We start from the raw sequence: 25823 nt of genomic DNA on the forward strand, positions 1-25823 counted from the left end.
ATGTGAGCGCTGTGCGCTGTGGGTGATTTCATGTCGTCGTGACTGATGCGGCTTGAACCCGACGTTCATCGCGTGCGCGCACAGCACCGCCGCCACCGACAGCCCGAGATCGGCGACGCGGGCTTCGTTGCCGGATGTGTGGGTGAACGCCGCGAAGGCAAGACCCAGGCGAACCTGGTCGAGGGACGCCACGACCTGGCCCGCACGATCTACCACGGCCGTAAGGGCGAGATGACCCGCGCCTACTACGAAGGCATGGAAGACCAGCTCTCGGCGCTGGGACTGGTGCTCAACTGCGTCGTGGTGTGGAACACCGTCTACGCCAACCGCGCCCTGGCCGCGCTGCGCACCGACGGCTACCCGGTCCTCGACGCCGACGTGGAGCGGCTCTCGGCGTTCGTACGCTCCCACATCGGGATCGACGGGCACTACAGCTTCCAGCTACCCGACCTCGGCGGCATCCACCGCCCACTGCGCGACCCGGACACCACCGACGACGAATAACCCACCGGCACAACAACGTTCAGTGCGCCGATCCGTCGCTGGAGCTGGTCGAAGAGGGTTTGCGGTCGGCTGCTCGCACGGGCGATCGCCGCAACGCGACCCGAGTCCCTCGGCTATCTGGGTCGGGCACCGTTCCCGCACGACGTACCCCGCCCTCCAGGAGGACCAGCAGCGCGCGTTGCCGGTAGAGCAGGCCAACCGACCGTTCTGAGTGCACCTCTGCGGAGCACGGAACCAGGCGGGAAGTAGCCGTCGGCCTCTTGTTTCATGGGGGGACCCTTCGTGGCAACTGCTGTTAGGGCTGGGCTGTGACGATGGGGTGGAGATAGGTGCGGGCGAACGCGCGAATCTCGTGGTCGGTGTCGAGCGGGAACGTGGAGGTTGGCGCGAGAGTGAGCGAGATACCGATGCGCACCAGTAGTTCGGCAACACGGTCAGCATCGGCTCGGTTCCAGTCCGTACGAAGACTGGGCACAAGCATCGCGGCACCGAGGGCGACGATCGGCGCTCCGGGCTTGGTGAGCAGTTCCACCACAGTCTCGGGCTCAACCTCGAGTAATCCCGTGATCAAGGGATGCTTTCGGGCCGCCTTGAAGGTGCGCACGAATGCCTCAGTCAGCCGCTCGTCGACGTTCTCGGTCTCGGCGAGTGCAGCCTGAGTCTCGGACATGACGCGTGCGGCTTCCCGCAGGGCGACGGCTCGTACGAGGTCTTCTTTCGTGGCGAACTTCCGGAAGACGGTGGCACGCGCAACCCCGGCCCGCCGAGCCACGTCATTGATCGACGTGCGTCTGATGCCGACGCGAGCCAGGAGCTCGAGTGCGGCGTCGAGGATCCGCTCGCTGGTTGCGTCCCCCTGGGAGCCACCCGGTGACGCGAACCGCGACGTCAGATCGACCAGATTCTCTTGCGGTGACGTCATATGCATGAGACTATCGTACCATTGGCGTCTCATCAACTCATACGCTCGCGCATCCTGCACGATCAAGGCAAGGAACGGCATGACCACCTACGCAGAACGCCTCGCCACGCTCGAGCCCGCGACGTCGACCGAAGCGGCGATGACACTGTTCGACGACCTCCCCGCCATCCGATCCGACGATATTCGCGGAACGTGGGTCGGTCGTGAACTCGCCACCGGGCACCCGTCCGATGGACTGCTTTCCGCCTCCGGCTGGTACGGCAAGCAGTTCGATGGCCCGGACTCCGTGCATCCGCTTCTCTTCCGGAACGCCGACGGGCAGGTCTGGATCAGCGAGCCACGACGCATCCCGCTCAAACTCGCCGGCCGCGTGCCTGCTCGTTCCGTCGAGTCACTCCGTCGTCGAGTCGGCGGCCTGGCCGAGCCCGCGTTCAAGACCAAGAAGTACCGCGCACGGATTCGTGATCTGGAACACCGCGGCGTGATGACCGCGGCCATGATCTACGACGGGCTACCGATCATCGACATCTTCCGCCGGGTCGACGACGACACCGTCCTTGGACTCATGGACCAGCGTGACGTAGACCAGCCCTACTTCTTCGTCCTCACTCGCAAGGCCGGCACGCGATGACTGGGTGCCGGATCGAGTTCAGCAGCATTCCGGCGATCACCTCGCCGGACGAGAGGTGGTAGACATGTCCGAGACAACCTCGGAGCGGACCGTGCATCGTTCCGCGTGTCACTTGTGTGAGGCCATCTGCGGAATCGAAGTAACGGTCGCGAACGGGAAGGTCGAAGACATTCGGGGCGACCGGAACGACCCACTATCCCGCGGTCATGTCTGCCCGAAGTCGACGTCGTTGGTCGATCTGTACAACGACCCGGACAGACTCCGTCGTCCCATGCGGCGACGAGGCGACACGTGGGAAGAGATCGGCTGGGACGAGGCTATCGACTGTGCTGCCCGCGGGCTCGCGCGTGTCCAGAAAGAGCACGGCCGAAACTCGCTGGCCGCGTACATGGGCAATCCGACCGCGCACAGCCTCGGTGGCCTTACCCACGGACTTACCTTTCTGTCCGCGTTGGGAACGCAGAACAGATTCGGGGCCACGTCGGTGGACCAATTGCCTCAGCACGTGGTCTCGATTCTCTTGTACGGCCACATCGCGCTCTTGCCCATTCCCGACCTGGACCGCACACGGCAATTACTCATCTTCGGCGCGAATCCGCTGGCGTCCAACGGCAGCGTGATGACCGCGCCCGACATGAGGCGTCGACTCCGGGAAATCCGGGATCGCGGTGGCCGCGTCGTTCTTTTCGATCCACGCCGAACAGAAACTGCCGCCGTGGTCGACGAGCACGTGTACATCCGCCCTGGTACCGACGCGGTGGTCCTGCTCGCCATGCTCAACGTCATCCTGAACGAACGTTCGCTCGAGCTGCCGCGCTATGTGGCCGACATCGACGATCTTCGGTCTGCGGTAGCCGAGTTCGGGCCGGACGTCGCAGCCTCGGTCAGCGGCGTCCCCGCCGAGACGATCAGGCGGCTGGCTCTGGACTTCGCCGATTCCGAGGCGGCTGTCTGCTACGGCCGGATCGGGGTCTCGACGCAAAAGCACGGCACGTTGTGCCACTGGGCAATTCAGGTTCTCAACATCGTCACCGGCAATCTGGGCCGCGAAGGTGGATCGATGATGACCGACCCGGCAGTGGACTTGCTCAGGTTTGCCGAGAAGGGCCACTTCGGCAAATCGTTCAGCCGGGTCCGTGGCCTGCCCGACATGTCGGGCGAATTCCCCGTCGTTGCATTGGCGGAGGAGATCAGTACGCCGGGCGACGGGCAGATTCGCGGCTTGGTGACGCTGTCAGGCAACCCCGTGCTGTCAACACCGAACGGCCGGGCGATGGACGCGGCGCTCGAGCAACTCGACTTCATGGTGAGTATCGATTTCTATCTCAACGAAACGACTCGACACGCAGACGTGATCTTGCCGCCGGTCAGTGCCCTGGAACGGGACAACTGCGACTTGCTGCTTCGCGCCACGGCCGTCCGTAATACAGCGAAGTATTCTCCCGCCGTGATTCCGAAGTCCGCGGACGCACGACATGACTGGGAGATATTCCGCGACCTCGGCCTGGCCTACATGCACTACCGCGCTGGTTCCGGGCTCGCAGCGATCAGGGGACGGTTCGATATCCGGCGTGTGGTTGCCGAGGCGAAGCTACGGTTGCCGCCTCGAATGATCGTCGACCTCGCGTTGCGCACGGGCCGGTACAAGCTGTCGGTCGGGAAGCTTTTGGCCGCGCCGTCCGGGATGGATCTGGGGCCACTGCGGCCCGGTATGGAACACCGGCTCCGGACAGCGGATCGCCGAATTCATTTGCTGCCTAGCTTGATCCGTGACGGTTTGCGGTCATTGCGCAGTGAAATCGCCGCCGACACCGCACTCGACGACGATCTCCCGCTGCGCCTCATCGGTCGGCGGAACGTGCGCAGCAACAACTCATGGGAGCACAACTCCGGTCGACTGGTCGCAGGGCCGGCACGGCATCAACTCCTGATTCACCCCAATGATGCTGCCCGTTACGGCGTCGCAAACGGACCCGCTCAACTGCGCTCGCGGATCGGTGCCATCCGCGTCGACGTCGAGCAGACAACGAACATCATGGAGGGAACCGTCAGTCTGCCGCACGGCTTCGGCCACAACCGCCCGGGCGTCCGGCTTACTGTCGCATCCAAGGTCGCCGGCGAAAGCGTCAACGACATCACCGACCCCCTGCGGATCGACGAACTGTGCGGAACGGCAGCCTTTTCTGGACAGCACGTCGCGATCGAACCTCTTCCGGCGGTGCAGTGATGCCCCACGTCATCACCCAGCCGTGCTGCAACGACGCATCGTGCGTTCCGGTGTGCCCTGTCGGGGCGATCCACCCGCATCCCGGCGAACCAGGCTTCAAGACCACCGAAATGCTGTACATCGACCCCGCTACCTGCGTCGACTGCGGCGTCTGCGTGTCCGCCTGCCCCGTCGGCGCGATCCTGCCCGACAACCAATTGTCCGGGACCGACGAGCGTTACCGCGATTTCAATTCCAGCTACTACCAACAGAATCCGATCCGGCAGAACCTCGACCCCGTTGCAATTGCGCCGCCGCACGCCCCGGTCGGGAAGGGGACACTGCGAGTTGCGATCGTCGGATCCGGCCCCGCCGGTAGCTACGCTGCGGCCGAATTACTCGAGTACCCCAATGTGGAAGTCGCCATGTTCGACCGGCTGCCAACACCCTGGGGGCTCGTCCGTGCCGGCGTTGCCCCGGATCACCCGGGCACGAAAGCGGTCATCCAATCGTTCGAACGCACAGCAGCGAACGGCCGCTTCCGCTTCTATCTCAATGTCGAGATCGGGACGCACATAAGCCATGACGAGCTACTCGAACATCACCACGCCGTCATCTACGCGTACGGCGCCGCAGGCGACCGACAGCTGGGTATTCCCGGCGAGGACCTCCCCGGAAGCGTCGCGGCAAGCGAGTTCGTCAAGTGGTACAACGGTCACCCTGACTACGCCGAGCGCACGTTCGATTTCTCCGGTACTCGGGCGGTCGTCATCGGGAACGGCAACGTCGCACTCGACATCGCGCGGATTCTGGTCACCGACGCCGACACGCTGGCAGCAACCGACATGGCCGACCACGCGGTGAACGCGTTGCGTAACAGCAACATCACTGAAGTTGTCGTCGTCGGAAGACGGGGACCGGCGCAGGCCGGGTACACGACGCCCGAACTTCTAGCACTGGGCGACCTCCCCCAGATCGATACACTGGCCGACCGCGCGGAGACCGAACTCGACGATGTGAGCCGTAGCCAACTCGACGATCCGGGGACACCTACGTCGGTCCGGCACAAGACGCAGATCGCGGCCGAATATGCCCGGCGCGAGGCGACGCCCGGGCATCGGCGAATCGTGCTGCGCTACCTCGCCTCACCTGTGGAAATCCTGGGCGAGGATCGAGTGACTGCACTCCGACTTGTTCGCAACCGATTGGAACGCAAGGACTCTGGTGAGATCGCCGCCCGAGCTACGACGTTCGAGGAACTGGTCGAGACGGGCCTCGTCATTCGATCCGTGGGGTTCCGCGGTCGGCCTATCACCGGTGTGCCGTTCGACTCGGGCCAGTCCACTGTGCCGAACATCGACGGTCGAGTGGTGAACGCGCCTGGCGTGTACACGACCGGTTGGATCAAACGCGGACCGAGCGGTGTCATCGGCACCAATAAGAAATGCGCTCAGGACACAGTCGCCACCCTCGTCGAAGACGGACGCGCAGGCAGACTTCACGAACCGACCGGCTCCGCGGCAGAGATGAGCGACCTCATCGCGCAACGACAACCCGCGCGAGTCGATGCCAGCGGGTGGCGAACGATCGACAGCCGCGAACGCGAACGCGGCCACAAACAAGGCAAACAACGTAGCAAGATCACTCGAACCGATGACCTACTCGCAGCCGCGACTGATTGCATCCCCCTCGATGTCGACGAAGACTGACCCCCGCGCATCTCCGGTGCCTCCAATGCGCGCGGGTCGCCGCAGTCCGACCTTCACAGCACCCCCTGCACTTCCCGACCGTTCGACACTGCACGATCCGCGCGTAACTCCGCTTGGGGCACAGATATCGGCTTTCTCCAGCCGCAACCTCATCCGACCCGTCCGCCCTTGAAGTACCCGGTCAGCGTGACCGCCGCCGCGCGGCGGGATCGGTCTCGGCCTGCCAACGGCCCAACGCCTCAGCCGACACCTTCGCGTACTTGACCAGGCTGCGCACCGAGGTATGCCCGCTCAACGCCATCAGCATCGGCGTGGACGCGCCCTTCTCCGCAGCATGGGTCAACCGAGAATGCCGCAGCTGGTGCAGCGTGAACGGCCCGCGCCGCATCCCGACGGTGTGTCCTTCCAGCAGCGTCGCGGCGCGACGATAGGACAGTCGGGCGCGGCCGGTCGAGTCGTCGGTGTCGGCCTTGGCGACCGACGGCTTGGCCCTGCGATCGGTCAGGAACAGCGGCCCCTTCTTCCGGCCCGCGATCAACCGGGGAAGCAGCCGCGCGGTGCCGGTCTGCCAATAGATCACATCACGCGCACCACCTTTGCGGACCACGGTCGCGCACCGGTTCACTGTGTCCAGATCCTCGATGTCGAGATTCAGGATCTCCTCTGCCCGCGCCGCGGACTCGTACAACATCGACCAGAACACCCGCTCGCGCAGCGCCGCCGCGTCCAGGCCGAGCAGCTCGTCGATTTCGTCGGCGGTCATCGCCTTGCTGTTGTCCGGCGCGGTCGGCCGCGCTCGCAATCGCGTCACCGGATCCCCGGTCAACCACTCCTGATCACGCCAGTACGCGCACGCCGCCGACACCGCCGTCAACCGGAGGTTGTACGTCTTGGGACTCTTGTCTCCCCACACATAGTCGAACCAACCCGACACCCGGTCCGGGTTCAGCAGCCCGACATCGCCGTCCGTGCCGAAGTCGCGCACCATCCGATCCAGCGCCGAGGCGTAGGCGCGGCGCGTGTTCGCCGCCGGAATCGTGCCGAGAAAGATCCGCACCGCGTCCGCCAACCGGACCCCGGCCGCTCGCGGGGGCAGCGCGCTCACCGATCCCATCGAACCACCTCGACCTCTACGGCAGATAGTTTCGCGAGTCGCCCACTCCTCGACGGGCATCGCCGCAGGACCGCTCGCGAGTTACGGCAGATAGTATGCCACTATCTGCCGTAAATCCTTAGCGCCGGATTTCGCGGATCTGCTCCCCGACTGCCGAATCCCAGCTTGGCCAGGATGCGCTCGACGTGGGCAGCCGCGGTGCGCTGGGCGATCACCAGCTGGGAGGCGATCTGCTTGTTGGTGAGCCCTTCGGCGACCAGATCCGCCACTTGACGTTCACGTTTGGTCAATTCGTTCCTCCGGCGTGTGGTGCGGCGGCCAGTTTTTCTTCCTCCAGCGCGTAGGCGACCGCGGCGTTGATTTTCATTGCCTGGCCGCGTCGCCATGCCGCGTCGAAGCGCGCTTCACCGAGCGCGCGACGCACGACGTGCTCGCACTCGAGGTGGGCCTCGACCATCTGGGGCAAGTAGATCGCTACGCCGAGGGCGGTCCGCGTCATACGTGCGGCGGCGCCCATCAGCACCGCGACTCGCCACGACGTGCAGGTTTCCGTGCACGTCTGGACGTGCACGCCGCGGGAGTCTTGTCGGCCTCCTTGCCGGTCTCGGCCTTCTATTCCAACTCCTCGAGCAGCCCACTGAGTGCGCTGCCACTCACGGCCATGAAATAACGCTCCGCACTAGAGCTTCCAGATGGTCAGAGATACGGTCGAGCGGTTCGGCACTGCGTGCAGCCCGGCACATCGCCACACTCCCCTCAACCGCCGCGATAACCAGGGTCGCCACACGGTCAGCTTCCGAACGATCGGCGCCGGCCTGCGTCATCGACGTCGCGAGCAGCTCGGTCCACAGTGTGAACGCCGCCACTGCAGCTTCTCGCGGAGCCCCTTCGGCATCAGGGACGTCTTCAACCGAAACCGCCAGAACCGGACAGCCGGCGCGGAACTCGGTGTCGACCACAACCTGACGCCATCCTGCGAGGAATGCGCACAGACCCTCGACCGGACCCCTGGCGAGTTCACGTTCGAGCAATGCAGCGGTGAAGTCGCCCGCAAAGGCAACCGCTTCGGCCGCAAGTTGGGTCTTCCCCCCGGGGAAGTAGTGATAGGTGGACCCCAGCGGGGCGTCCGCGAACTTCGCCAACTCGCGAACACTCGTGGCGTTGAGGCCACGCCGCCGGATCATGTCCGCCGCTCCGGCGACCAGCTTCTGCCGCGAATCCTGAGGATTCGCCGTTGTGCCCGGCATCCCCATCTCCCTTGTTCATGACAGCCGTCATCTAGTACCGGCCGCAGTATAACGGACGTTATAAGCGGCCTGGACCCACGGGAAGGTCGCAAATGCGCGAGTTGCAGTTCGTTCACACAGGAAAGCTCGAGTCATTTTATATGCAACTTTTTGCCTATGGCGCCACGGACGGGTGTTACATGTTGAAGTCATTCGACTTGGCACTGTAATATCAATCTATGACGACTGCTATACCTCGTGCGCGAGGTGCCCGGCCATGACCTACACCACGATCACCTACGACGTGGCCGACTCGATCGCGACGATCGCCCTGGACCGGCCAAACGCCCGAAATGGCTTCACCGCCGACATGGCCAACGAGCTCGCCACAGCGTTTACCACCGCGGATCTCGACGACCAGGTGAAGGTCGTCGTCCTCACCGCGTCGGGAAAGTACTTCTGCGTCGGTATGGACATGACCGTCGGTAATAACGAGGACATGGACGACCCGAACTGGGTTGAGTGGGCCACGCGGGTCGCCCGCCCCATGACCAACCTCAACAAGCCGATCATCGTCGCTATCCAGGGCCCGGCCGTCGGCGTCGGCATCACGATGACGCTTCCCGCCGATTTCCGCCTCGCCGCGGACGACGCACGGTTCGGATTCGTGTTCGGACGCCGTGGACTGGTACCCGAAGCCGGGTCCTTGTGGTATCTCCCGCAATTGGTCGGATTGGCAAAGGCGAAGGAGTGGATGCTCACCGGCCGCCTCATCGATGCCCAGGAGGCACTGTCGGCCGGCCTGGTGACAAGCCTCCACCCCAAGGAGGAGCTCTTCGAGGCCGTCTACACGCTCGCCCGCGACATCTCAGCCAACGTCGCGCCAGGGTCCGCCGCAGTAGTCCGCCGCGGTCTGACCGCAATGACTGCACACGGCAGCCCGGAAGCAGCGTTCGCTCTCGACCGGAAGACGATTCCACACGCTATCCGCAGCAACGATCTCGCCGAGGGAATCACGGCATTCCTGACCAAACGGCTCGCCAAGTTCACCAGCGTTGCCCGGATCGACTGGCCGCAGTTGTCAGCGTGGTTGAAGGCACCCAAGTGATCATCGGGCGGGGAATGCAGACGCAACAGACCAGGCCATAGGTCGGCCGATCGAGCCAGGGCCGGTTCTCCCACACGGTCAGTGCGGACGAACCGGCCCTTTCCTCTATTCAGCAGCGTGGCCCTTCGGGCTGCAGTCGGTTCAGTGAGCTGGGACAGCCCAAAGAATTCGTGCGGTTCCAGCGGCACACTGGACGGGTCCGGTTGGAAGATCTCGATCAGCAAGTCGTCAGGACCCTTCGCCATCGCGTACGAAGCAGTCGGCTCGGCGCGGATATCGGTCACCGAGTAGCCGATCTCCTTCAACCGATCGACCACCGAGGCCAGTTCATCGGTTTGTATGCCGACATGGTGGACAGTGCCCTGGCCGGCGATCTGAGGAGCTTGGTCGTACATGTGGATCCGATCGGTGCCGACCCGAAGGGGGACATTGCGAGACCCTGCGGAGGTCACGTCGTAGACCACCGCACCGCGAAATCCATCGCGCCAGAACACGATCATGTTCTCGATGTCGCTGGCCAGCAGGTGGGCATGGTGGATGCTGATCATGGGAGCGGTTGCCGTCGGCACAGCCTCACCCGCACTCCGAAGCTGGCGGGGTGTACCGATTAGCGTCATCCGCCCACAGCTGCGCCTCGGTCCCGCCAGCCAGAAGACCGATACGACGCACATCCGCCTCGGCCCATTCACCGCCTTCACGGCGCAGCCCCTTGAGCAGCGCTAGGTCCTCGGCAGCATCGTAGGGCGCCAGTGGTGATGCTTGATTGGTGACGGTGTGGGTCGCCGACCACCCGTATAGAACGATCGTCACAATCCGAATATCACATCAATCCAGCAATCGGCGGCAATGTGTAACATTGCACTGGTGGGGGCAACCCCGACCCTGCGCAGGCCGATAGGCAAAATTGCGATATGCGCACCGAATACGACCAAGATCTGGACCTCGGCCTACGCCCGTTGTCGGCGCGCTCTGTCGTGTTGAGCCTTCTGCTCGGCACCCATCCACCGGAACTTCCAGTGCGCCAACTCATTCGATGCGTTGAGCCGTTCGGCGTCACACAACCGACGCTGCGAGTCGCATTGACCCGCATGGTCGCAGCAGGCGACCTGCAACGCACAGACTCGACCTACCGCCTTAGTGAGCGACTGACACAACGTCAGCGTCGCCAAGATGACGCACTGCGGCCGCAGGTCAAGACTTGGAGTGGCGACTGGGAACTGGCGATCATCACAGTCAGTGGCCGAAGCGCCGCGGAGCGCTCCGATCTCCGCGCCGAACTGACCGCATTGCGGATGGCGGAACTGAGGGAAGGAGTGTGGTTGCGCCCGGCCAACCTGGACCGCGAATGGCCAGTGCATGTCCTCACGCTCACGCAGAAGCTGATCGCGCGCCCCGACCAGGACTCACATGACCTGGCCCGAGCCTTGTGGCCGATCCAGAAGTGGGCACAAACCGGGCGAAACCTACTACACCGCTTCGCTTCTGCCGACAACCCCGCCGAGCGATTCACCATTACGGCGGCTATTTTCCGACACCTGCTCACCGATCCAGTTCTGCCGGACGCGCTACTGCCCGACAACTGGCCCGCAGCTCGTTTGTATACGGCGTACGAACGCTTTCAGAACGAGCTGACTCAGCTCGCGCGAGCGGTCGATGACACCGCTCCAATCTCGCTGCGCCTATCGCCCTTGACGCTGTAGGGGTGCCGAATCCTCTGACATGGGATTCAGCGCGTTTCCCTTCCGTTAATACGCCTTATCGGACGCCAACCTGAACTGGTTCGGGGAAGTGGGTTCCAATTGCGAAAGGCAGTCATTTCACAAGCTGGGCATGACTCGGCCAGTTCGCGACCCCACGCTCTTGCGCAGGCTTAACCTGCACTGACCCCTACCCTGGCGGCTGGCACGGACGCGCGGCAGCCGCCAAGGCTCACTCCTTGCGGGCGTCGAGGTACCGGCGAATCACGTACCTGGTGGCGACAGCGGCAGCCGCCGCGATCATCGCGATCAGCCCCGCATTGGGGCACACCGTCGCAAGCGCGAGCATGGATACGATCCACGACACGACGAAGGCTCGCCGCGTCCGGGACCCGTACCACGCGGGTTCCGGGGACCGGATGACCACTTTGCTGCGGATGTCGTTGTTGGTGATAATCAGGGAGCCCTGCGCGCGGACGGTGGTGACGCCTCGGTGGATGTGCGAGTAGACCGTGTTGGGGGTCACCCCGAGCAGCTCGGCGATCTCGGCCCCGGTCCATTGCTCCACGTGGGCCAGGTAGGTGGCGATGCGCTGGTTGGTCGGGAGCTTCATGATCTCGTCCATGGCACGGTGCGCCACGACATGGGTGTAGGTCGGATCCGGATCCGCCAGGGCTACCAGCATTTCCGCGGCGTCACCGGGGTAGTTGCGCCGGACGATCCTTTTCCATTCCTCGGTGGCGTGTCGCTGGATCTGCCGGCCTGCCACACGGAAGATCCAGTGCGCGGGCTGCTCGATCCGGTCCCATGTGCGCAGGGCCTGCTCGAAGACGTCCTGTACGACGCTCTCCGCGTCGAGCCACGACTCCGAATAGTTGTTGTCGCGCGCGGTCTTCCGCACGAAACGCAGCAGTCGCGGCCGGTAGTCGGCGTAGAACACCTCGAACCCGATGGGTGCCGTCCGGGTGGATTCGTCGCTTGTGGCTGCGTTCTGCTCCTCCGGCGTCACCGGCGACCTGCCCGCCGTGGCCGCTTTCGCCGCCGCTGGATGGCCTCGGCATCTCGCTGGGGCGTTTCGAGCCGATGAGCCAGCGCTCCAGCCAATCGAGAGAGGCTACCCACCAGGGTAATTAGTGCGAAAGCGGTCACGGGATCCATCACCTTGACGCCACCCAACCTTCCACGAATCTGCCACCGAGCCCCGTCGGCTCGGTCGTCCATCTGGTAGTGGCGTGTCGTGAGAATTCTCTTTACACGAAATTTCTAGATCTTTTCCGCAATGGTGCGCAGCCGGGACCCGGGCATCGCCATCGGTCGTGGTGATCGCCCAGGGCATCCTGCCCGAGTGTTTCAAGTCCGAGGAGGATCAGAGTTTGCCCCCGAACGCGAGAATCGTTCGTACCGAACGAGATTGACTCGCTTTCGGACCCAGCGGGCGATCAGACGCCAGCGGCGCGGGCTGCCGCTGTCACCTGTGGATGGCCTGAACGTCACCGTGGTCATGTCCTAGCGCACCGATCGCCGGAACGTCACCGTGCAGATAGTGCCCCAGGTGAGCTCGGAATCCAGCGCTCGCTCGTGGTGGCGGTCTCCCCGGACGATCGGCGAAGCCGGGGATGTGAGTAACCGCGCACACCGTGGTCCAGACCGCCTCGGGTGTCAGGCGGCCGGCGAGTAGCGCCTCAATGCGTGTTCGTGCAAACCCCTCGAGGGCGTCGTGTTCGAGCCGGCTGGCGATTGCGTCATCCATTGCGGCTCCCCCTGTTTCACAGCGCCCTGGGCGCCCAGTCCCTCTTCGCACCGGCCCCGCCGCTGCACTTCGGCTCGCTCCTTACAGCACGGTCGGTGATCAAGGCGTCGATAAGGGGACATTATCGACGCCCTGAACAAGAACCACCCGACTGAGCACGGACCAGCGCGCGACTGCCGGCTTATGTCCGGATATTCAGCCCCACTGCCACCTGAGAGTTCCGCCTGGATGTCAGTGCGATGAGCTGGGATCTTCCCACCCATGTCAGTAGGCTTTCCCGGCCAATGTCAGTGGCTAGCATGGTCGTGACCTGCGAGCGGGGAGGAATGAAGTTCGTGGTCCGCTGCAGGTCAGCGGCGGCGGTCGGCTCCCGGGCCGAGGAGGCGGGCCTGGTCGTAGGACAGCCGCGCGAGCCCGGAGTCGGGGCAGATGTCGCGGTCGGCGAGGTACTTGCCGGGCCCGGGGCGGCGGTAGGTGACGAACAGCGGGCCGGCGCTGCGGTCCTTGATCAGTCTGGGTAGCAGGCGGGCGGAGCCGGCGTCCCAGTACACGGTCTCCAGAACGTTTGCTCACCGCGGCGCGGCGCGCGTTCCAGGCGTTGACCGCAGCGCTGCCCCATAGGGATTCGAGGGCGGTGCCGATCTCGTCGTCGGCCACTAAGTCCAGGGGGGCACTGACACCTAAATGTCGCCTGCCGCTGACATTTCGTGTCGCCACACATCCCGTCAGTAGAAGCGCAGTGCACTGGTCAGGGCGTCGCGTGGCGCTGTATAGGGTCAGAAGGGGAGCCCGTCGGGCGGCGCGGCCATCCGGTTGATCTCGGCTGTACTTGGAAGCTTGAAGAAGACCGGGGGAGTGATTCCGGGGTCGGGGTGGTCGGGGTCCGGAACTCCGAGGACCAGCGGCGTGGCCAGATAGCGCGTGATCGTCGCGTCCACCCCGATGTGCGGGGCCTCGCAAGGTTCGAGCTGCCGTTTGATCAGGCACAGACCCAGCATCTGGGTGCGGCGCCCACGGAACTCCGCAAAAGCGGTCCCGGTAGTGACGCATGCCGGATCCACGGTCATGATCACCCGTACGCAACCGCGCCGGAAATGGACCAATGGGTCGCGGTCCAGGTCGCCGGTCAGCGGCCTCGGCCTCGCCGGAGTCGGGCCGTTGTGAGTGAACAGTTCACGGTCGAAGACCAGCAGGTCCCCTCGCTGCAGCGTGCCCAGGTCGAAGTCATTGGTGAGGCGCTTGACCGGCAGCGAAACCCTCGCCAGCGCCTCGATGATCTTTAGCTCCATCTGCCACCTACGCGAGGGGTCTGTACTCGCACGAGGCGAGTCCGGCATGGTCACCTGGCATCCTGCCAACGCCAGCCGCTGTGCCACCCGCTGCACGCTGACATAGTGGATCACTGACCACCTGGGTAGCGCTCGCTGCTCGACCACGGTCACCGTACCCGGCTCGGGCACCTCGGTGGTTGTGGCCGCGCCTTCGCGCCGGGCGGTGCTCTCCCGACTGGCCTCAGTGAACAGACGCAAACACTCCGGATCCGGGTCGGTGTCGGCAATAGCCCATACCAGGAGCTTGAACTTGCGGAGTTCGCTGGGCACGGCCCTGCCGCGTAGCCACTCGCTGAGGCTCGAAGGAGTGATCCGCACCTTGGGATCGCGCTTGCGTGCCCGGCTGATGATCGTCTTGGCCTGCGGCTTGTCGTGCTCTAGCCATAAACGGTGCAGTGCGTTACCGAGGCGCTGTTTCGCCGCGGTGCTCCGTTCCATTCCGTTTCCCCCTTGACCCGCTCCTCGAATCCGGAACAGATATCTGTCCCACCCTCGGTGAACTGCTGTTTCCGGCAACTGTAGCGGGCTGGGATCTCGCCGGATCGCCTTCAATCCGACACAACTGTCGACATCGGTTCCACCTCGATCGACAGGAGATTCCCGTCTATGTCCACCACCGTGCTCCACCCCCTGCTCGACGCCGGTACGTCCGCCATCGGTGTCGGCGGCGCGCTGTTCGGCACGGTGATCGCCGGTGCCGCGGCGACCGCACTGTGCACCCGCGATCCCGCCCGCCGCCGTACCGCGCTGCAGGTGCTGCGCCTACTGCTTCGGAGACCGGAATAGCCCGCCGGGGCAGGCGCATCAGGCGAGTGTGTCCCGTCACCTCAGGCACATCCACGCCCGGGTGACGGTGAGACCCTACTGACATAGAAGCGGGAACAGCCACTGACATTTCGGTGGGAAGTCGCAATGGCCTGCAGCCTCGTCACGCATGTCCGTGGCTCTCGTCATTGCATGTCAGAGAGAACTGGAGACATTCGCTGATATCCCGTGACGAACCACTGACATCCCGATGACGGGTCCCATCGGGTGTCGCGGGCGAGGGGGCGAACTTCTCCCGCCTGGTGAGCCGGTTCTCGCTCGCTTTCTACGACCCCTCTCGTGCGATCTGATTGCACCCGCGCCCGACTGCGCAAGGCCGGGAACACATTTCGTGTCTTTAGGCAGCCGTGCAGCCAGAGAGTGGCTCGGGCTGCTGAGCACTCGTCGTTGGTGGTGTCGCTGTGTCTGGGACTGTGGACGACCGTCAGTTGAACAGGTTGGCAGCGAAATCGAGAACAGCGATGTCGTTGTCGATGACGACGATGATCGCGCCCCCCGAACTCGCAACAGCGAGCGCCCGAACCGAGTAATCGATCACCGCGATCGAAACCAGACTTGTTAGGTCCCAGACCCGCACAGCGTCTTCGCCTACGGTGATAGCGACCGGCCGCCCATCGACCTTGGTACACGCCACCGCCCCGACCTGACCGGTGTGCGCGGCGAGCACGGCCCGTTCGGCACCGGCGCCGAGATCCCAGATCCGCACAGCGTCTTCGCCTACGGTGACGGCGACCGGCCGCCCATCAACCTCGGTACACGCCACCGCCAAGACCTGACCGGTGTAGAGGACGACGCGTTCGGTGCCGGTGCCGAGGTCCCACACCCGCACCGTATGGTCATGGCCGGCGGTGACAGCGACCGGCCGCCCATCGACCTCGGTACACGCCACCGCCCGGACCGGACCGGTGTGCCCCGCGAGGACGACGAGTTCGGTGCCGGTGCCGAGGTCCCAGACCTCCACAGCGTCTTCGCTGGTGGTGACAGCGACCGGCCGCCCGTTGAGCTCGGTACATGCCACCGACCAGACCCACTCGGCGTGGCTGGCGAGGACGGCCCGTTCGGTGCCGGTGCCGAGGTCCCAGACCTGCGCAGCGTCTTCACCGCTGGCGGTGACGGCGACCGGCCGCCCGTCGACCTCTGTACATGCCACCTCTTGGACAAGAAAAATGGTGTGGCCGGTGGGGATGGAGCGTTCGGTGCCGGTGTCGAGGTCCCAGACCCGCACTACGCGGTCGTGGCCGGCGGTGACGGCGACCGGCCGCCCATCGACCTCTGTACACGCCACCGTTCGGATGCGATCGGTGTGGCCGGTGCGAGTGCTGTGGCGTGCGGTGTTGAGGTCCCAGACCCGCGTCATGCAGTCGTGGCCAGCGGTGACGGCGACCGGCCGCCCATCGACCTCTGTACACGCCACCGCCTGGACCCAATCGGTGTGGCCGGTGAGGACGGCCCGTTCGGTACCGGTGGAGAGATCCCACACCCGCACTGTGCGGTCGTGGCCGCCGGTGACGGCGACCGGCAACCAGTCGACCTCGGTACACGCCAGCGCAAAGATCTGACCAATGTCGCTGGCAAGGACGCGGTGGCGTCCGGTCTTGAGGTCCCAGATCCGCAGCGTTTCGTCTTCGCTGGCGGTGATGGCGACCGGCCGCCCGTCGACCTTGGTACATGCCACCGCCTGGATGCGATCGGTGAGGACCGCGCGTTCAGCGCCAGTGGCGAGGTCCCAGACCCGCACAGCGTCTTCGCCGACGGTGATGGCGACCGGCCGCCGGTCGACCTCAGTACACGCTACATTCCAGAGGGGACCAGTGTGGCCGGTGAGGACGGCCCATTCGGTACCGGTGGCGAGGTCCCACACCCGCACCGAGCGGTCGTAGCTGGCGGTGACGGCGACCGGCCTCCCGTCGACCTCAGTACAGGCCAGCGCCCGAACGATATCGGTGTGGCCGACGAGGACGACGCGTTCGGTGCCGGTGCCGAGGTCCCACACCCGCACCGAGCGGTCGGAGCCGGCGGTGACGGCGACCGGCCTCCCGTCGACCTCGGTACACCCCACCGCCCAGACCTGATCGGTGTGGACGGTGAGGACGGCCCGTTCGGTGCCGGTGCCGAGGTCCCACACCCGCACCACGCGGTCGAAGCCGGCGGTGACGGCCACCGGCCGCCCGTCGAGCCTAGTGCAGGCAACCGCCATCAACGGTTCGGTGTGGCCCGTAAGGGTGCTGCGGTGTGCGATGTGGGTGAGGGCGCCGGTGGCCCATCGGATCCGCCAGGGTAATGGGTTTTCGAGTTGGTGTTGTTGGACACCAGCCCCGAAGCGCGCTGCGTCGATGGCCAGAACGTGGCGGCGTCGATCGGGTGGGAGGTGTCGGTGACGAGCGGCCGAGCAGCGGTAGATCGCGCGAGTGAGCGTGGCTTCGCTGGTTGTGATGTGCACGAGGGCGGCGAGCAGTGGGTCGGGTTCGGCGTGGACGAGGTAGTTCATGTCGGTGATCAGGTCGTCGATCAGCCCGGCGCGGGCGGCGTGGGTGGCCAGGTGCCGCAGGGTGTAGGGGTGGGCGCGGGCCCAGTTCGGTTTCCCGTCGGCGCCGAGGGGCACCCGCTGGCGCAGTACGTGCACGAAGTGGGTGTGCACGGTGGTCGGGTCGTGGTCGCGGGCGAGGTATTCGGCGAGGGCTTGATGGTAGAGCCGGTAGGCCGAGCGGTTGGCTTCGGTGGCTTCCACGACGTAGGAGCCGGCGGTGTGGCGCAGCCACATCAGGTCTAGGTCGGTGTAGGTGGTTCCGGCCACCGCGGAGGCGATCGGCGCCCACAGGTCTTCCCACGGCAGGCCTTGGCCTTGCGCGAATGCCAACGGCCGCAACAGTTCCCGCGCCTTATCGGCGTTCCCGCGGAGGCGGGTTTCGAGGTCGTGGTGCATGGCTTGGCTGGGCAGGGCCGGCAGCCCGGCCCGCCAGGCGGGGTCGTTGGGGTCGGGCAGGTGGGAGTCGGCGGACAGGGTCGCGGCGACGATGCGAGCGACCAGGAACGACGGGTTGGCCTGTTCGGCAACCGCGATGGCGACCGAACGGATCGTGCGAGAGCCGGAGGTCAGGTAGATGCTGTCGGGCTCGGCTTCGAGCAGGCCGCGCACGGTGTAGGTGGTCAATGCGGCCAGGTCGGCGTAGCAGGGTGCGTCCAGATCCAGCGCCCGCTCACGATCCAGGCCCAGGCCTTCGAGCAGATAAGGGCGGGTGCCGACCAGCAGCCGGATCCCGTTCCCGGCGTGAGTGAGCAAAGGCCGCAACAGCTCACGGGTGAGCCGGGCAGGGTCGGCGGCCTCGTCGAGACCGTCGATCAGCACGGTCAACACCACCTCACGCTCCCGCAACGCGAGAGCAAGCTCGCCGACGGTGTTCACGGCTAGGTGCGCGGCCGCGGCGATGCCGTCGCGGACTTGGTCGACGGTGAGGTTCTGCGCGTAGATCGCCACATCGACCAGGCCGGGGGCGGGAATGGCTTCGGGCGGCAGGTCCAGGGTGCGGGTGGGCACGGTGCGCCAGTATTCGGGGTGGGCCAGGCTGGCGATCAGCCCGAGGACCGCGGTCTTGCCTGAGCCGGGGTCGCCGGTGACCGCCAGCAGCGGCCGGGCCGGGTCGGGACGGGACAGCCAGGTCGTGATGTCGGTCAGCGCGGCGTGGCGTCCGCAGAACCACCAGCCCTTGCCGTCGCGGTTGCCCATCGCTCGGATCAGCAGCCGGGTACGGTATTCGACGTCGCGTCGCTCGGCGTGTTCTTCCCATTCCCGGGCCGGTCGAGCCCGTCGAGGCGTTCACCGTGACCGGTGAAATACACGGCCACGATGTCATCAGAACGCCTGTCGGGATCACGGCAGAAACGATCCAAGCCGTCGCGCAGCTGCTCGGCGGTCGGGTTCAACCCGACCGAATCGACCACACGGTAGCCGAACCGGCGCGTGAACAACCGCACCAGTTCTTCACGCGCTTGGCGCAACGCGGGTCGATCCCACGCTGATCCCGCGATGGTGTGCTCGGCCACCGCGACAGCGATCAGGAACCGGCGCGGCCCCTGATCTGCGTCGTCACCGGTCACGCAAACCGTCCGCGATAGCCTGCCCGGTCAGCTTCTCGGTCAAGTACGGCACCGCTGAATGCGCCTGAGCCCCGTTGTCCACCACTGCATCCCCCACCTGTCGCGAACCGCCGCCGAACAACGGAGCGAGTTGCTTGACCAGCGCCACCACATCCCCGGCATCGGCGATGTTCGTCCACACCAGCTCCTCTCCCCCCGGCCAGACCCCGACCCCCTCGACCGGAGCGGGATCAAGGCGGTCGAAGATCAGGTTCGGGATCCCCAACGGCGACCCGATCGTGATCAACGCCCGCACCGAGTGTCCCGGTGTGGCACACAAGGTTTCGTAAGCCACGACCGAACCGAGAGAATGCGCGACCACCACACGCGTGTCATCGGTGATCTGCGCGTGGACCCGGCCGCGGATCTGCTCCCGCAAATCCGGCTCGGTGAGATAGCGACGGACCTGTTTGAGATCGCCGACCGCCGCGCGCAGCGCGATCCCGGCGAAGAACCGGGAATCAGCCAGCGTTTCGAGCATGCGTTGCACCGACACCGGCGTCCGGCTCAAGCTCTGATCGTCGGGGACCTCCACAGCAGGGTCGGTTGCCGCGACCGCTTCCCACCATGAGGTGAGCAGGTCCTGCTCGAAGCCGGACTCGACATCGTCGGCGTCGTACCACGGCTCCGGGCCGGACAACATCTGTCCGGGCGGGCGGAATAAGTCACCGTAGAACCCCGTCGAAACATCGGTGTCGGCCAGGCGGTCCGTGCCGACCAATGCCAGACCGCTATTGAGCGCTGGCAACCACGCATTCAACATCACCTCACTGCCCGAAACCTGCTGCCCGATCCCGTGCACACACACCACCCGTGCCACCAAGCACCCCCAGCTCTCTCACCGCAGCCCTATCCTGCGGGAAACGATCCGCTTCGGCACCGACCCGCGAGGTGAACAGCACAGCGGCACAAGGAATCTAACCTGACCACCCCCCGTCGCGCCGCGAATCCGCGCAGTCGACCTGACACCGGCCGGCGGTGTAATGGGTTCGGTGGGAAGAACAGCCGGAAGCAGGGTCCGCAATGACGGCGCGGATCAGATAAGGTCGGCAGGTCAGGTGGGCAACGGCCGTAGTCGACGGCGATCAGCCCGTCTTGGGCTGTCAGTGACGAGTCAGTCGAGCAGGTTGGCACTGAAGTCGAGAACAGCAATGTCGTTGTCGATGCTGACGACAATCGCGGCCCCCGAACTTGCAGCAACGGGTGCCCACGTCGGGCAATCGATCACTTCGATCGCGGACAAACGTGTCAGGTCCCACACCCGCACTGTGCCGTCGGTGCCGCCGGTGACAGCAACCGGCTGGCCGTCGAGATCGGTACACACGATCGCTTGGACCCCGTTGGTGTGTCCAGTGAGGACGGCCCATTCGGAACTGGTGCCGAGGTCCCACACCCGCACCGTGCCGTCGGTGCCGCCGGTGACAGCAACCGGCTGGCCGTCGAGATCGGTACAAGCGACCGCTTGGACCCATTTGGTGTGTCCAGTGAGGACGGCCCGTTCGGTACCTGTGTCGAGGTCCCACACCCTCACGGTGCCGTCGGTGCCGCCGGTGACAGCGACCGGCCGTCCCTTGAGCGCGGTACACGCGACTGCATCCACCCGTCCGGAGTGGCCCTCGAGGGTGTTGTGGAGTTCAGTGGTGTCGAGGTCCCACACCCGCACCCTGCCGTCGGAACCGGCGGTGACAGCGACCGGCTGTCCGTTCAGCTCAGTACACGCCACCGCCGTGACTGGTTCGGTATAGCCGATGAGGATGCTGTCGTGTGCGGTGTCGAGGTCCCATACACGCAGCGCGCGGTCGGCGGTGACGGCGACCGGCTGGCCGTTGAGCACCGTGTACGTCACCGACGCCGTATCGGCGTGGACGTTGAGGACGGCCCGTTCGGTACCGGTGTCGAGGTCCCAGACCCGCACCGGGCCGTCGTAACTGACGGTGACAGCGACCGGCCGCTCGTCGAGCTCGGTACAGGCCACCGCTGTGACCGGTTGAGCGTGGCCCGCGAGGATGCCGTGGTGTTCAGTAGCGGCGGTGCTGAGGTCCCAGACCCGCACCGTGCGGTCGGTGCCACCGGTGACGGCGACCGGCTGGCCGTCGAGTTCTGTACATGCCACCGCTGCAACCGTGTGGGTGTGGCCGGCGAAGGCGACCCGTTCGGTACCGGTAGCGAGGTCCCAGACCCGCACCGTGTGGTCGGTGCCACCGGTGATGGCGACTGGCTGGCCGTCGAGTTCTGTGCATGCCACGGTGTGGATCCACGGGGTGTGGCCGGTGTGGCCGGTGAGGACGGCCCGTCCGTTACCGGTGTCGAGGTCCCAGATCCGCACCGTGCCGTCGTAGCTGGCGGTGACGGCGACCGGCCGCCCGTCGAGCTCAGTACACGCGACCGCTGCAACCGTGTGGGTGTGGCCGGTGAGGACGGCCCGCTCTGCACCGGTATGGAGGTCCCAGACCCGCACCGCTTCGTCGTCGCCGGTGACGGCGACCGCGTGCCCGTCGAGCTCGGTGCAAGTCACGGCCGTGACGTTGACATCGACGGTGAAGACGGCCCGTTCAGCACCGGTATGGAGGTCCCATACCCGCACCGTGCCGTCAAAGCCGCCTGTGACGGCAATCGGCTGCCCGTCGAGCTTGGTACATGCCACTGCCTGAACGCTCTCGGTGTGGCTGGTGAGCACGGTGCGCTCAGTACCAGTGTCAAGGTCCCACACCCGCACCGCCGCCTCATAGCCGGCGGTGACGGCGACCGGCCGCCCGTCAAGCTCGGAACATGCCACCGCGTTCACCCACCAGGTGTGGCCGGTGAGCACGGCCCGCTCAGCACCAGTGTCGAGGTCCCATACCCGGACCGTGCCATCGGTGCTTCCGGTTACGGCGACCGGCTGGCCGTCGAGCTGAGTACACGCCACCGCTACAACCCCATTTGTGTGACCGGTGAAGGTGCTGCGGTGTGCGATATGGGCAAGAGCGCCGGTGGCCCACCGGATGCGCCAGAGCCGCCCACCGACACAAACCCGGAAGACCCAGCGCACAGCAGACCAAGTCACCAGACGCCACGCATTCGTTTGGGCAGATCAGGTAGCCCCTAGATGCGTGGCCGATGATCTCGGCGGCGGTGCTCGCCGGGTTGCGGCCGACCCTGCCTCCAATATTCGAGTCCGACGACCACCGCATCCTGCGCGAGGTCTAGGGAACAGGATTATCCCCGCAAATGCGGGGCCGACTTGCGGGTAATGCCTGCCTGTTCCCGCAGGCGCGGACCATCCCCGCATGTGCGGGGCCGACGACGACTGGCCGGTCTCGATGCGCCCGATCGTCGGGCCATTCCCGCATGCGCGGGGCCGACCGGCCGAGGTTCTTGCCGGTCCAGTCGTACACCGGACCATACCCGCATGGAGGGGCCGACGAGGAGCTACTCCACACCAAGGGCACGTTCGGACCATCCCCGCTGGTGCGGGGCCGACCCGCGCTCGGGGCCGACACAAGAGCAAGGGTCGAAATCCACACTCCCATACAGATCTTCGAGCCCGAACTCATCCTCACCGACAGCCGCGAATCCTGTATCAGCCTCACGTCGGTCCTCGACCAGGCCCTGCCATTCCTTGTTGAACTGACGCTTGCCGTGCAGCAACGCGACCCGACCAGCAAGATCGCCGTCAATTTTCGCCACCCAAGCGCGCACAGCAGTGAACATCGGGTCACTCGTGGCCTGAGTCGGCATACCCACGAACACTCCGTCGAACCCGAACCGCGCGGACAACACCTCCGCGCACAGCAACGCCGTTTTCGTCTTCCCCTCCCCCATTGGCGCTTCCACAATCATCAATCCCGGCCGCGCCATCCCGGCCGCACATTCGATCGCCAGCCGCTGCGAATGCCGTGGCTCGACGCCGAACCGCACACTGAAATCAGCCGCAGAAGGCTGAACGATTCGCCCCCAACCGCGGGTCAGCCCAAGCTTCTCCCATGCGGCTCCTGCTCTGTTGCGCGCTGCTTCCACGCTGACCCCACCCAGCTGGTCCAGTCCCGGAAAGTGATCCTCGTCGCTGGCGATCCAGTCGGCCATCACGACGAATCCGCTGAGCTGCAACTGCAATGCGCGGGACGGCGATGTCTTCGGTTCGACCGATTGGAGATCCTCGTACCCCACAGCCTTCGTAAACGCCTCGAGCAAAGCCAGACGCGCTGCGGGCCAATCGCCACTTCCGCGCAGCCTCGACTCGGTCCGTGCCTTAGGCCGCAGATCGCCGAAGGACGGGAACCTGCCGTGGTGTCCCGCCACCAGTGGCCACACCCAACCACGCTGTGCAGCAGACCATCCCACCTGTTTCAGATTTCGTCGAGTACCTTCGCGCCAGCATGTTCATGCCGCCAGCGATGGACTTTGACCACAGCTTCATCCCACAACAGCCCGACTGCTCTGACCGCGGCTGCACCCTCGGCATCCACAGACTGAAACGCAGGAACCGCCTTGCCCAAATCATGAACACCACACAGCCACACAAACAATCGACGTCCAACCACGACATCGCCCGCGAGGTCGGAAATCTGCAACCGAACAGACTCGGCCAGATACTCGTCCCAGATCAACCCTGCAACAGCCGCAGTGTCCAACATGTGCGACAGCAACAAGCTCGGCGTACCGCCCGCACGACCAGCCGACTTGCCCCACAACACCGATAGCCAAACCCTCTGCTGCTCAGGCAAATACGCCCAGCAACCCCACCCGGATACGTCTCCAGCCGCCATGGCCGACACCATAGGGCCACCCACCGACACAAACCCAAAAATCCAGGGCGCAGCAGTCGGACTCGCCAGACACTACGCATTCGTTTGGGTAGATCAGGTAACCCCTGTTTGCGTGGTCAACGGTCTCAGCGGCGGCGCTCATGAGGTTGCGGCCGGACCGTCCCGCAAGTTCAGGGGCTGACAGTCGGGCTGTATCTGCCAATTTGCAGGCCAAAGACCCATCCCCGGCACTTGGGGGGCCGACGCGTTGCGCGGTCCGAGGCTTCAATGTCGAGGTTCGGACCATCCCCGCTTGCGCGGGGCCGACGGTCAGGGTGGTGCCCGTCATGCGGTGCCTCTAGGACCATCCCCGCTGGCGCGGGGACGACGCCGACTTCGAACACACCCTCATCTCAGTCGCAGGACCATCCCCACTGGTGCGGGGCCGACCTCGGCCGCCCTCGTGGACACGGCAAGTCGCCGGGATCATCCCCGCTGGCGCGGGGCCGACATCAACCATGGGCGTCCGTCGGCGACTTCCAGCGGACCATCCCCGCTGGCGCGGGGCCGACACTTGTTGACCTGCTGATCTTCCAGCACGGAGTCACGTTTTCATTTACTTGGATCGATCCGACCGTGCAACTAAGCTCCGGCCACCGATGCCTGCTACACCGCCAATTCCGAACTTCCGTGCCCACACACAGCAACAGTATCGATACGCCAAGCATCCGCATTGCCGCCATCGCGACACGTCCCATCCGCCAATTCGGGTGTCTCACAACACTGCCGAGATGCATAGAGTTGCAGGGCAGCAACGCCAAGTTGACCGCACTGCCGACGGCAAGTCGATGGTGACTGCTACCGCCGGCGTGATGGTCAACCTGGCATTGGATCTCGGCTTTGGGCCGTCACACCGGCCAGACGTACCCTGGATGAGGCCGTGCGCACGTTCACCCCGAGGAAGGAACTCCATGGGCAGTGACAACGCGATCGAACGCGCCCACCGGCTGCTCGCACCACGCATCGCGTACCTGATCGGAACCATCAGCGAGGACAAGACACCAAACCTGATCCCGGTCTCGAACCTGACCTCGGTATCCACCCAGCCCCAGCAGGTCGCGCTCGCGGTGTACAAGCAGTGGACAACCTACGAAACTCTCCAAACCGCACCGGGATTCACCGTTTCCGTCCCGGTGATCGACCAGCTCGAAGCCGTGTGGAAGCTCGGTGCCCGCTACTCCCGATTCCCCACCGCCAACCCCAGCGAGAAGCTCGCGGCCAGCGGTCTGACACTCGACCACCAAGCTTCCGACTATGGCCCTGTCCTCCCTGCCGGAATCGGATGGATGAGCTGCCGCGTGATCGCGCGGCTCGATTTGGGTGGCGACCACGGCATCGTGATCGGGCAGACCGAACGCGTGTGGTTCAACCCCGACTACCTGGACCCTGATGGCACCCCACGCGGTACCCCACACCCGGTGATGCAGCAGACTGGAAGCCAGTTCACCTCCACGGCAAACGAATTCACCTCGGTGCCGTACTTCTGACCAAGCCGTGCTCGGTCACAAGGATCAGAACCGATCGTCGAGTTCCTCGTTGTCGACCACGCGGACCGCATCGGCGAGTTGCCGCAGCCGCGCTGTCACGACCTCGGCCGCCGCCCCTGTTCAGTACATCCCGGCGACGCCGCCGAGCATCGGCGGGCGAGTAGCTCGAGCACCCGTCGACGTCGCCGCGGTTCGACACTGCCCTGTCCGGCGGACCATCCCCACTGGCGCGGGGCCGACGATACCGGGGCAGACGACCTGACCGACTGGCTGGGACCATCCCCGCTGGCGCGGGGCCGACGACCCTGCGGCGTTCGTGGAGATCAGCAACCGCGGACCATCCCCGCTGGCGCGGGGCCGACGGGCGAAACCGTCATCACCACCAACTCGAC

Annotated in this window: 23 protein-coding genes, 1 pseudogene and 1 CRISPR repeat array (1 of these 25 cut by a window edge); of the genes and pseudogenes, 8 read left to right on the forward strand and 16 right to left on the reverse strand. The window is 65.3% G+C overall.

The genetic code is table 11. The features are described 5' to 3' along the window. The first annotated feature begins 72 nt into the window (after positions 1-72). Positions 73-504, forward strand: coding sequence for a Tn3 family transposase (locus ABZ382_RS29100; protein WP_357095343.1), 432 nt, complete (start codon positions 73-75; stop codon positions 502-504). 295 nt (positions 505-799) lie between these two features. On the opposite strand, the gene ABZ382_RS29105 is transcribed toward ABZ382_RS29100, so the two are convergent. Further along, positions 800-1507 carry a TetR family transcriptional regulator gene (locus tag ABZ382_RS29105; protein ID WP_357095345.1) on the reverse strand — a complete coding sequence of 236 codons (708 nt, stop codon included), beginning with the start codon at positions 1505-1507 and terminating at the stop codon, positions 800-802. On the opposite strand from ABZ382_RS29105, the gene ABZ382_RS29110 reads away from it, so the two are divergent. The 3 genes from ABZ382_RS29110 to ABZ382_RS29120 all read left to right on the forward strand — a co-directional run bounded on the left by ABZ382_RS29110 (position 1506) and on the right by ABZ382_RS29120 (position 5972). Next, entirely contained in the window at positions 1506-2057 is a 552-nt protein-coding gene (locus tag ABZ382_RS29110) for a DUF4334 domain-containing protein (protein WP_357095348.1), read from the forward strand. The genes ABZ382_RS29105 and ABZ382_RS29110 overlap by 2 nt on opposite strands. Before the next feature lie 64 nt (positions 2058-2121). Then, positions 2122-4284: a molybdopterin-dependent oxidoreductase gene (locus tag ABZ382_RS29115; protein WP_357095350.1), complete on the forward strand. Its 2163-nt coding sequence runs from the start codon at positions 2122-2124 to the stop codon at positions 4282-4284. After that, the gene (locus ABZ382_RS29120; protein ID WP_357095353.1) at positions 4284-5972 is read left to right on the forward strand and encodes an FAD-dependent oxidoreductase; all 1689 of its coding nucleotides are present in this window, start codon (positions 4284-4286) and stop codon (positions 5970-5972) included. The genes ABZ382_RS29115 and ABZ382_RS29120 overlap by 1 nt, the downstream gene beginning before the upstream one ends. Positions 5973-6153: 181 nt before the next feature. Here the strand turns inward: ABZ382_RS29120 and ABZ382_RS29125 are convergent, their stop codons facing one another. The 4 genes from ABZ382_RS29125 to ABZ382_RS29140 all read right to left on the reverse strand — a co-directional run bounded on the left by ABZ382_RS29125 (position 6154) and on the right by ABZ382_RS29140 (position 8333). Next, positions 6154-7086 carry a site-specific integrase gene (locus ABZ382_RS29125; RefSeq protein WP_357095356.1) on the reverse strand — a complete coding sequence of 311 codons (933 nt, stop codon included), beginning with the start codon at positions 7084-7086 and terminating at the stop codon, positions 6154-6156. A 101-nt stretch (positions 7087-7187) separates the two neighbouring features. Next, positions 7188-7376 carry a helix-turn-helix transcriptional regulator gene (locus ABZ382_RS29130; RefSeq protein WP_357095358.1) on the reverse strand — a complete coding sequence of 63 codons (189 nt, stop codon included), beginning with the start codon at positions 7374-7376 and terminating at the stop codon, positions 7188-7190. Continuing rightward, positions 7373-7657, reverse strand: a complete 285-nt coding sequence (locus ABZ382_RS29135) for a hypothetical protein (RefSeq protein WP_357095360.1) — start codon at positions 7655-7657, stop codon at positions 7373-7375. The genes ABZ382_RS29130 and ABZ382_RS29135 overlap by 4 nt, the downstream gene beginning before the upstream one ends. Before the next feature lie 82 nt (positions 7658-7739). Then, positions 7740-8333: a TetR family transcriptional regulator gene (locus tag ABZ382_RS29140; protein ID WP_357095363.1), complete on the reverse strand. Its 594-nt coding sequence runs from the start codon at positions 8331-8333 to the stop codon at positions 7740-7742. Positions 8334-8589: 256 nt separating this feature from the next. Between ABZ382_RS29140 and ABZ382_RS29145 the strand changes: the two genes are divergently transcribed. After that, the gene (locus ABZ382_RS29145) at positions 8590-9420 is read left to right on the forward strand and encodes an enoyl-CoA hydratase-related protein (protein ID WP_357095365.1); all 831 of its coding nucleotides are present in this window, start codon (positions 8590-8592) and stop codon (positions 9418-9420) included. A gap of 221 nt (positions 9421-9641) precedes the next feature. Here ABZ382_RS29145 and ABZ382_RS29150 read toward each other — a convergent pair. Continuing rightward, positions 9642-10091: pseudogene (locus ABZ382_RS29150) on the reverse strand (VOC family protein); the annotation flags it as partial. Next, positions 9994-10230: a hypothetical protein gene (locus ABZ382_RS29155; RefSeq protein ID WP_357095368.1), complete on the reverse strand. Its 237-nt coding sequence runs from the start codon at positions 10228-10230 to the stop codon at positions 9994-9996. The pseudogene ABZ382_RS29150 and the gene ABZ382_RS29155, both read right to left, overlap by 98 nt. Before the next feature lie 101 nt (positions 10231-10331). Between ABZ382_RS29155 and ABZ382_RS29160 the strand changes: the two genes are divergently transcribed. Further along, positions 10332-11120 (forward strand): PaaX family transcriptional regulator C-terminal domain-containing protein, encoded by a 789-nt coding sequence (locus ABZ382_RS29160; protein WP_357095371.1) that lies wholly within the window; start codon positions 10332-10334, stop codon positions 11118-11120. A 229-nt stretch (positions 11121-11349) separates the two neighbouring features. Here the strand turns inward: ABZ382_RS29160 and ABZ382_RS29165 are convergent, their stop codons facing one another. The 3 genes from ABZ382_RS29165 to ABZ382_RS29175 all read right to left on the reverse strand — a co-directional run bounded on the left by ABZ382_RS29165 (position 11350) and on the right by ABZ382_RS29175 (position 14636). Next, positions 11350-12126, reverse strand: coding sequence for an RNA polymerase sigma factor (locus ABZ382_RS29165; protein ID WP_357095374.1), 777 nt, complete (start codon positions 12124-12126; stop codon positions 11350-11352). A 1091-nt stretch (positions 12127-13217) separates the two neighbouring features. Continuing rightward, complete coding sequence (locus tag ABZ382_RS29170) at positions 13218-13418, reverse strand: hypothetical protein (RefSeq protein ID WP_357095377.1); 201 nt, start codon at positions 13416-13418, stop codon at positions 13218-13220. Between the two features lie 225 nt (positions 13419-13643). Further along, positions 13644-14636, reverse strand: coding sequence for a hypothetical protein (locus ABZ382_RS29175; protein WP_357095379.1), 993 nt, complete (start codon positions 14634-14636; stop codon positions 13644-13646). Positions 14637-14804: 168 nt separating this feature from the next. On the opposite strand from ABZ382_RS29175, the gene ABZ382_RS29180 reads away from it, so the two are divergent. Further along, on the forward strand, positions 14805-14984 hold the full coding sequence (locus tag ABZ382_RS29180) for a hypothetical protein (protein WP_357095382.1): 180 nt from the start codon (positions 14805-14807) through the stop codon (positions 14982-14984). A 463-nt stretch (positions 14985-15447) separates the two neighbouring features. On the opposite strand, the gene ABZ382_RS29185 is transcribed toward ABZ382_RS29180, so the two are convergent. From ABZ382_RS29185 to ABZ382_RS29210, 6 genes are all read right to left on the reverse strand, one after another. After that, positions 15448-18747 (reverse strand): WD40 repeat domain-containing protein, encoded by a 3300-nt coding sequence (locus ABZ382_RS29185; RefSeq protein ID WP_357095385.1) that lies wholly within the window; start codon positions 18745-18747, stop codon positions 15448-15450. A gap of 8 nt (positions 18748-18755) precedes the next feature. After that, positions 18756-19118 (reverse strand): caspase family protein, encoded by a 363-nt coding sequence (locus ABZ382_RS29190; protein WP_357095387.1) that lies wholly within the window; start codon positions 19116-19118, stop codon positions 18756-18758. Next, positions 19108-19977 carry a hypothetical protein gene (locus tag ABZ382_RS29195; RefSeq protein ID WP_357095390.1) on the reverse strand — a complete coding sequence of 290 codons (870 nt, stop codon included), beginning with the start codon at positions 19975-19977 and terminating at the stop codon, positions 19108-19110. Before ABZ382_RS29195 ends, ABZ382_RS29190 begins: the two co-directional genes overlap by 11 nt. Before the next feature lie 294 nt (positions 19978-20271). Beyond that, positions 20272-22203 (reverse strand): WD40 repeat domain-containing protein, encoded by a 1932-nt coding sequence (locus ABZ382_RS29200; RefSeq protein ID WP_357095393.1) that lies wholly within the window; start codon positions 22201-22203, stop codon positions 20272-20274. A 365-nt stretch (positions 22204-22568) separates the two neighbouring features. After that, positions 22569-23480 (reverse strand): HD domain-containing protein, encoded by a 912-nt coding sequence (locus ABZ382_RS29205; RefSeq protein WP_357095395.1) that lies wholly within the window; start codon positions 23478-23480, stop codon positions 22569-22571. A 5-nt stretch (positions 23481-23485) separates the two neighbouring features. Continuing rightward, positions 23486-23905 (reverse strand): CRISPR-associated endonuclease Cas3'', encoded by a 420-nt coding sequence (locus ABZ382_RS29210; RefSeq protein ID WP_357095397.1) that lies wholly within the window; start codon positions 23903-23905, stop codon positions 23486-23488. 950 nt (positions 23906-24855) lie between these two features. Here ABZ382_RS29210 and ABZ382_RS29215 point away from each other — a divergent pair. Next, positions 24856-25431: a flavin reductase family protein gene (locus tag ABZ382_RS29215; RefSeq protein WP_357095399.1), complete on the forward strand. Its 576-nt coding sequence runs from the start codon at positions 24856-24858 to the stop codon at positions 25429-25431. A gap of 212 nt (positions 25432-25643) precedes the next feature. Continuing rightward, positions 25644-25823: direct repeats of the CRISPR family, unit length 28 nt; unit sequence GGACCATCCCCGCTGGCGCGGGGCCGAC; it runs 275 nt beyond the window's last position.

The sequence above is a fragment of the Nocardia sp. NPDC005825 genome, from assembly GCF_040630175.1.
In the GTDB taxonomy this organism is placed as follows: domain Bacteria; phylum Actinomycetota; class Actinomycetes; order Mycobacteriales; family Mycobacteriaceae; genus Nocardia.

What these genes read in the sequence shown, in the direction of transcription:
- ABZ382_RS29110 (WP_357095348.1), top strand. Translation starts at nt 1,506, where the DNA reads ATGACCACCTACGCAGAACGCCTCGCCACGCTCGAGCCCGCGACGTCG.
- ABZ382_RS29215 (WP_357095399.1), top strand. Translation starts at nt 24,856, where the DNA reads ATGGGCAGTGACAACGCGATCGAACGCGCCCACCGGCTGCTCGCACCA.
- ABZ382_RS29125 (WP_357095356.1), bottom strand. Translation starts at nt 7,086, where the DNA reads ATGGGATCGGTGAGCGCGCTGCCCCCGCGAGCGGCCGGGGTCCGGTTG.
- ABZ382_RS29145 (WP_357095365.1), top strand. Translation starts at nt 8,590, where the DNA reads ATGACCTACACCACGATCACCTACGACGTGGCCGACTCGATCGCGACG.
- ABZ382_RS29210 (WP_357095397.1), bottom strand. Translation starts at nt 23,905, where the DNA reads ATGGCGGCTGGAGACGTATCCGGGTGGGGTTGCTGGGCGTATTTGCCT.
- ABZ382_RS29175 (WP_357095379.1), bottom strand. Translation starts at nt 14,636, where the DNA reads ATGGAACGGAGCACCGCGGCGAAACAGCGCCTCGGTAACGCACTGCAC.
- ABZ382_RS29120 (WP_357095353.1), top strand. Translation starts at nt 4,284, where the DNA reads ATGCCCCACGTCATCACCCAGCCGTGCTGCAACGACGCATCGTGCGTT.
- ABZ382_RS29180 (WP_357095382.1), top strand. Translation starts at nt 14,805, where the DNA reads ATGTCCACCACCGTGCTCCACCCCCTGCTCGACGCCGGTACGTCCGCC.
- ABZ382_RS29115 (WP_357095350.1), top strand. Translation starts at nt 2,122, where the DNA reads ATGTCCGAGACAACCTCGGAGCGGACCGTGCATCGTTCCGCGTGTCAC.
- ABZ382_RS29105 (WP_357095345.1), bottom strand. Translation starts at nt 1,507, where the DNA reads ATGCCGTTCCTTGCCTTGATCGTGCAGGATGCGCGAGCGTATGAGTTG.
- ABZ382_RS29160 (WP_357095371.1), top strand. Translation starts at nt 10,332, where the DNA reads ATGCGCACCGAATACGACCAAGATCTGGACCTCGGCCTACGCCCGTTG.
- ABZ382_RS29185 (WP_357095385.1), bottom strand. Translation starts at nt 18,747, where the DNA reads ATGGGCAACCGCGACGGCAAGGGCTGGTGGTTCTGCGGACGCCACGCC.
- ABZ382_RS29140 (WP_357095363.1), bottom strand. Translation starts at nt 8,333, where the DNA reads ATGCCGGGCACAACGGCGAATCCTCAGGATTCGCGGCAGAAGCTGGTC.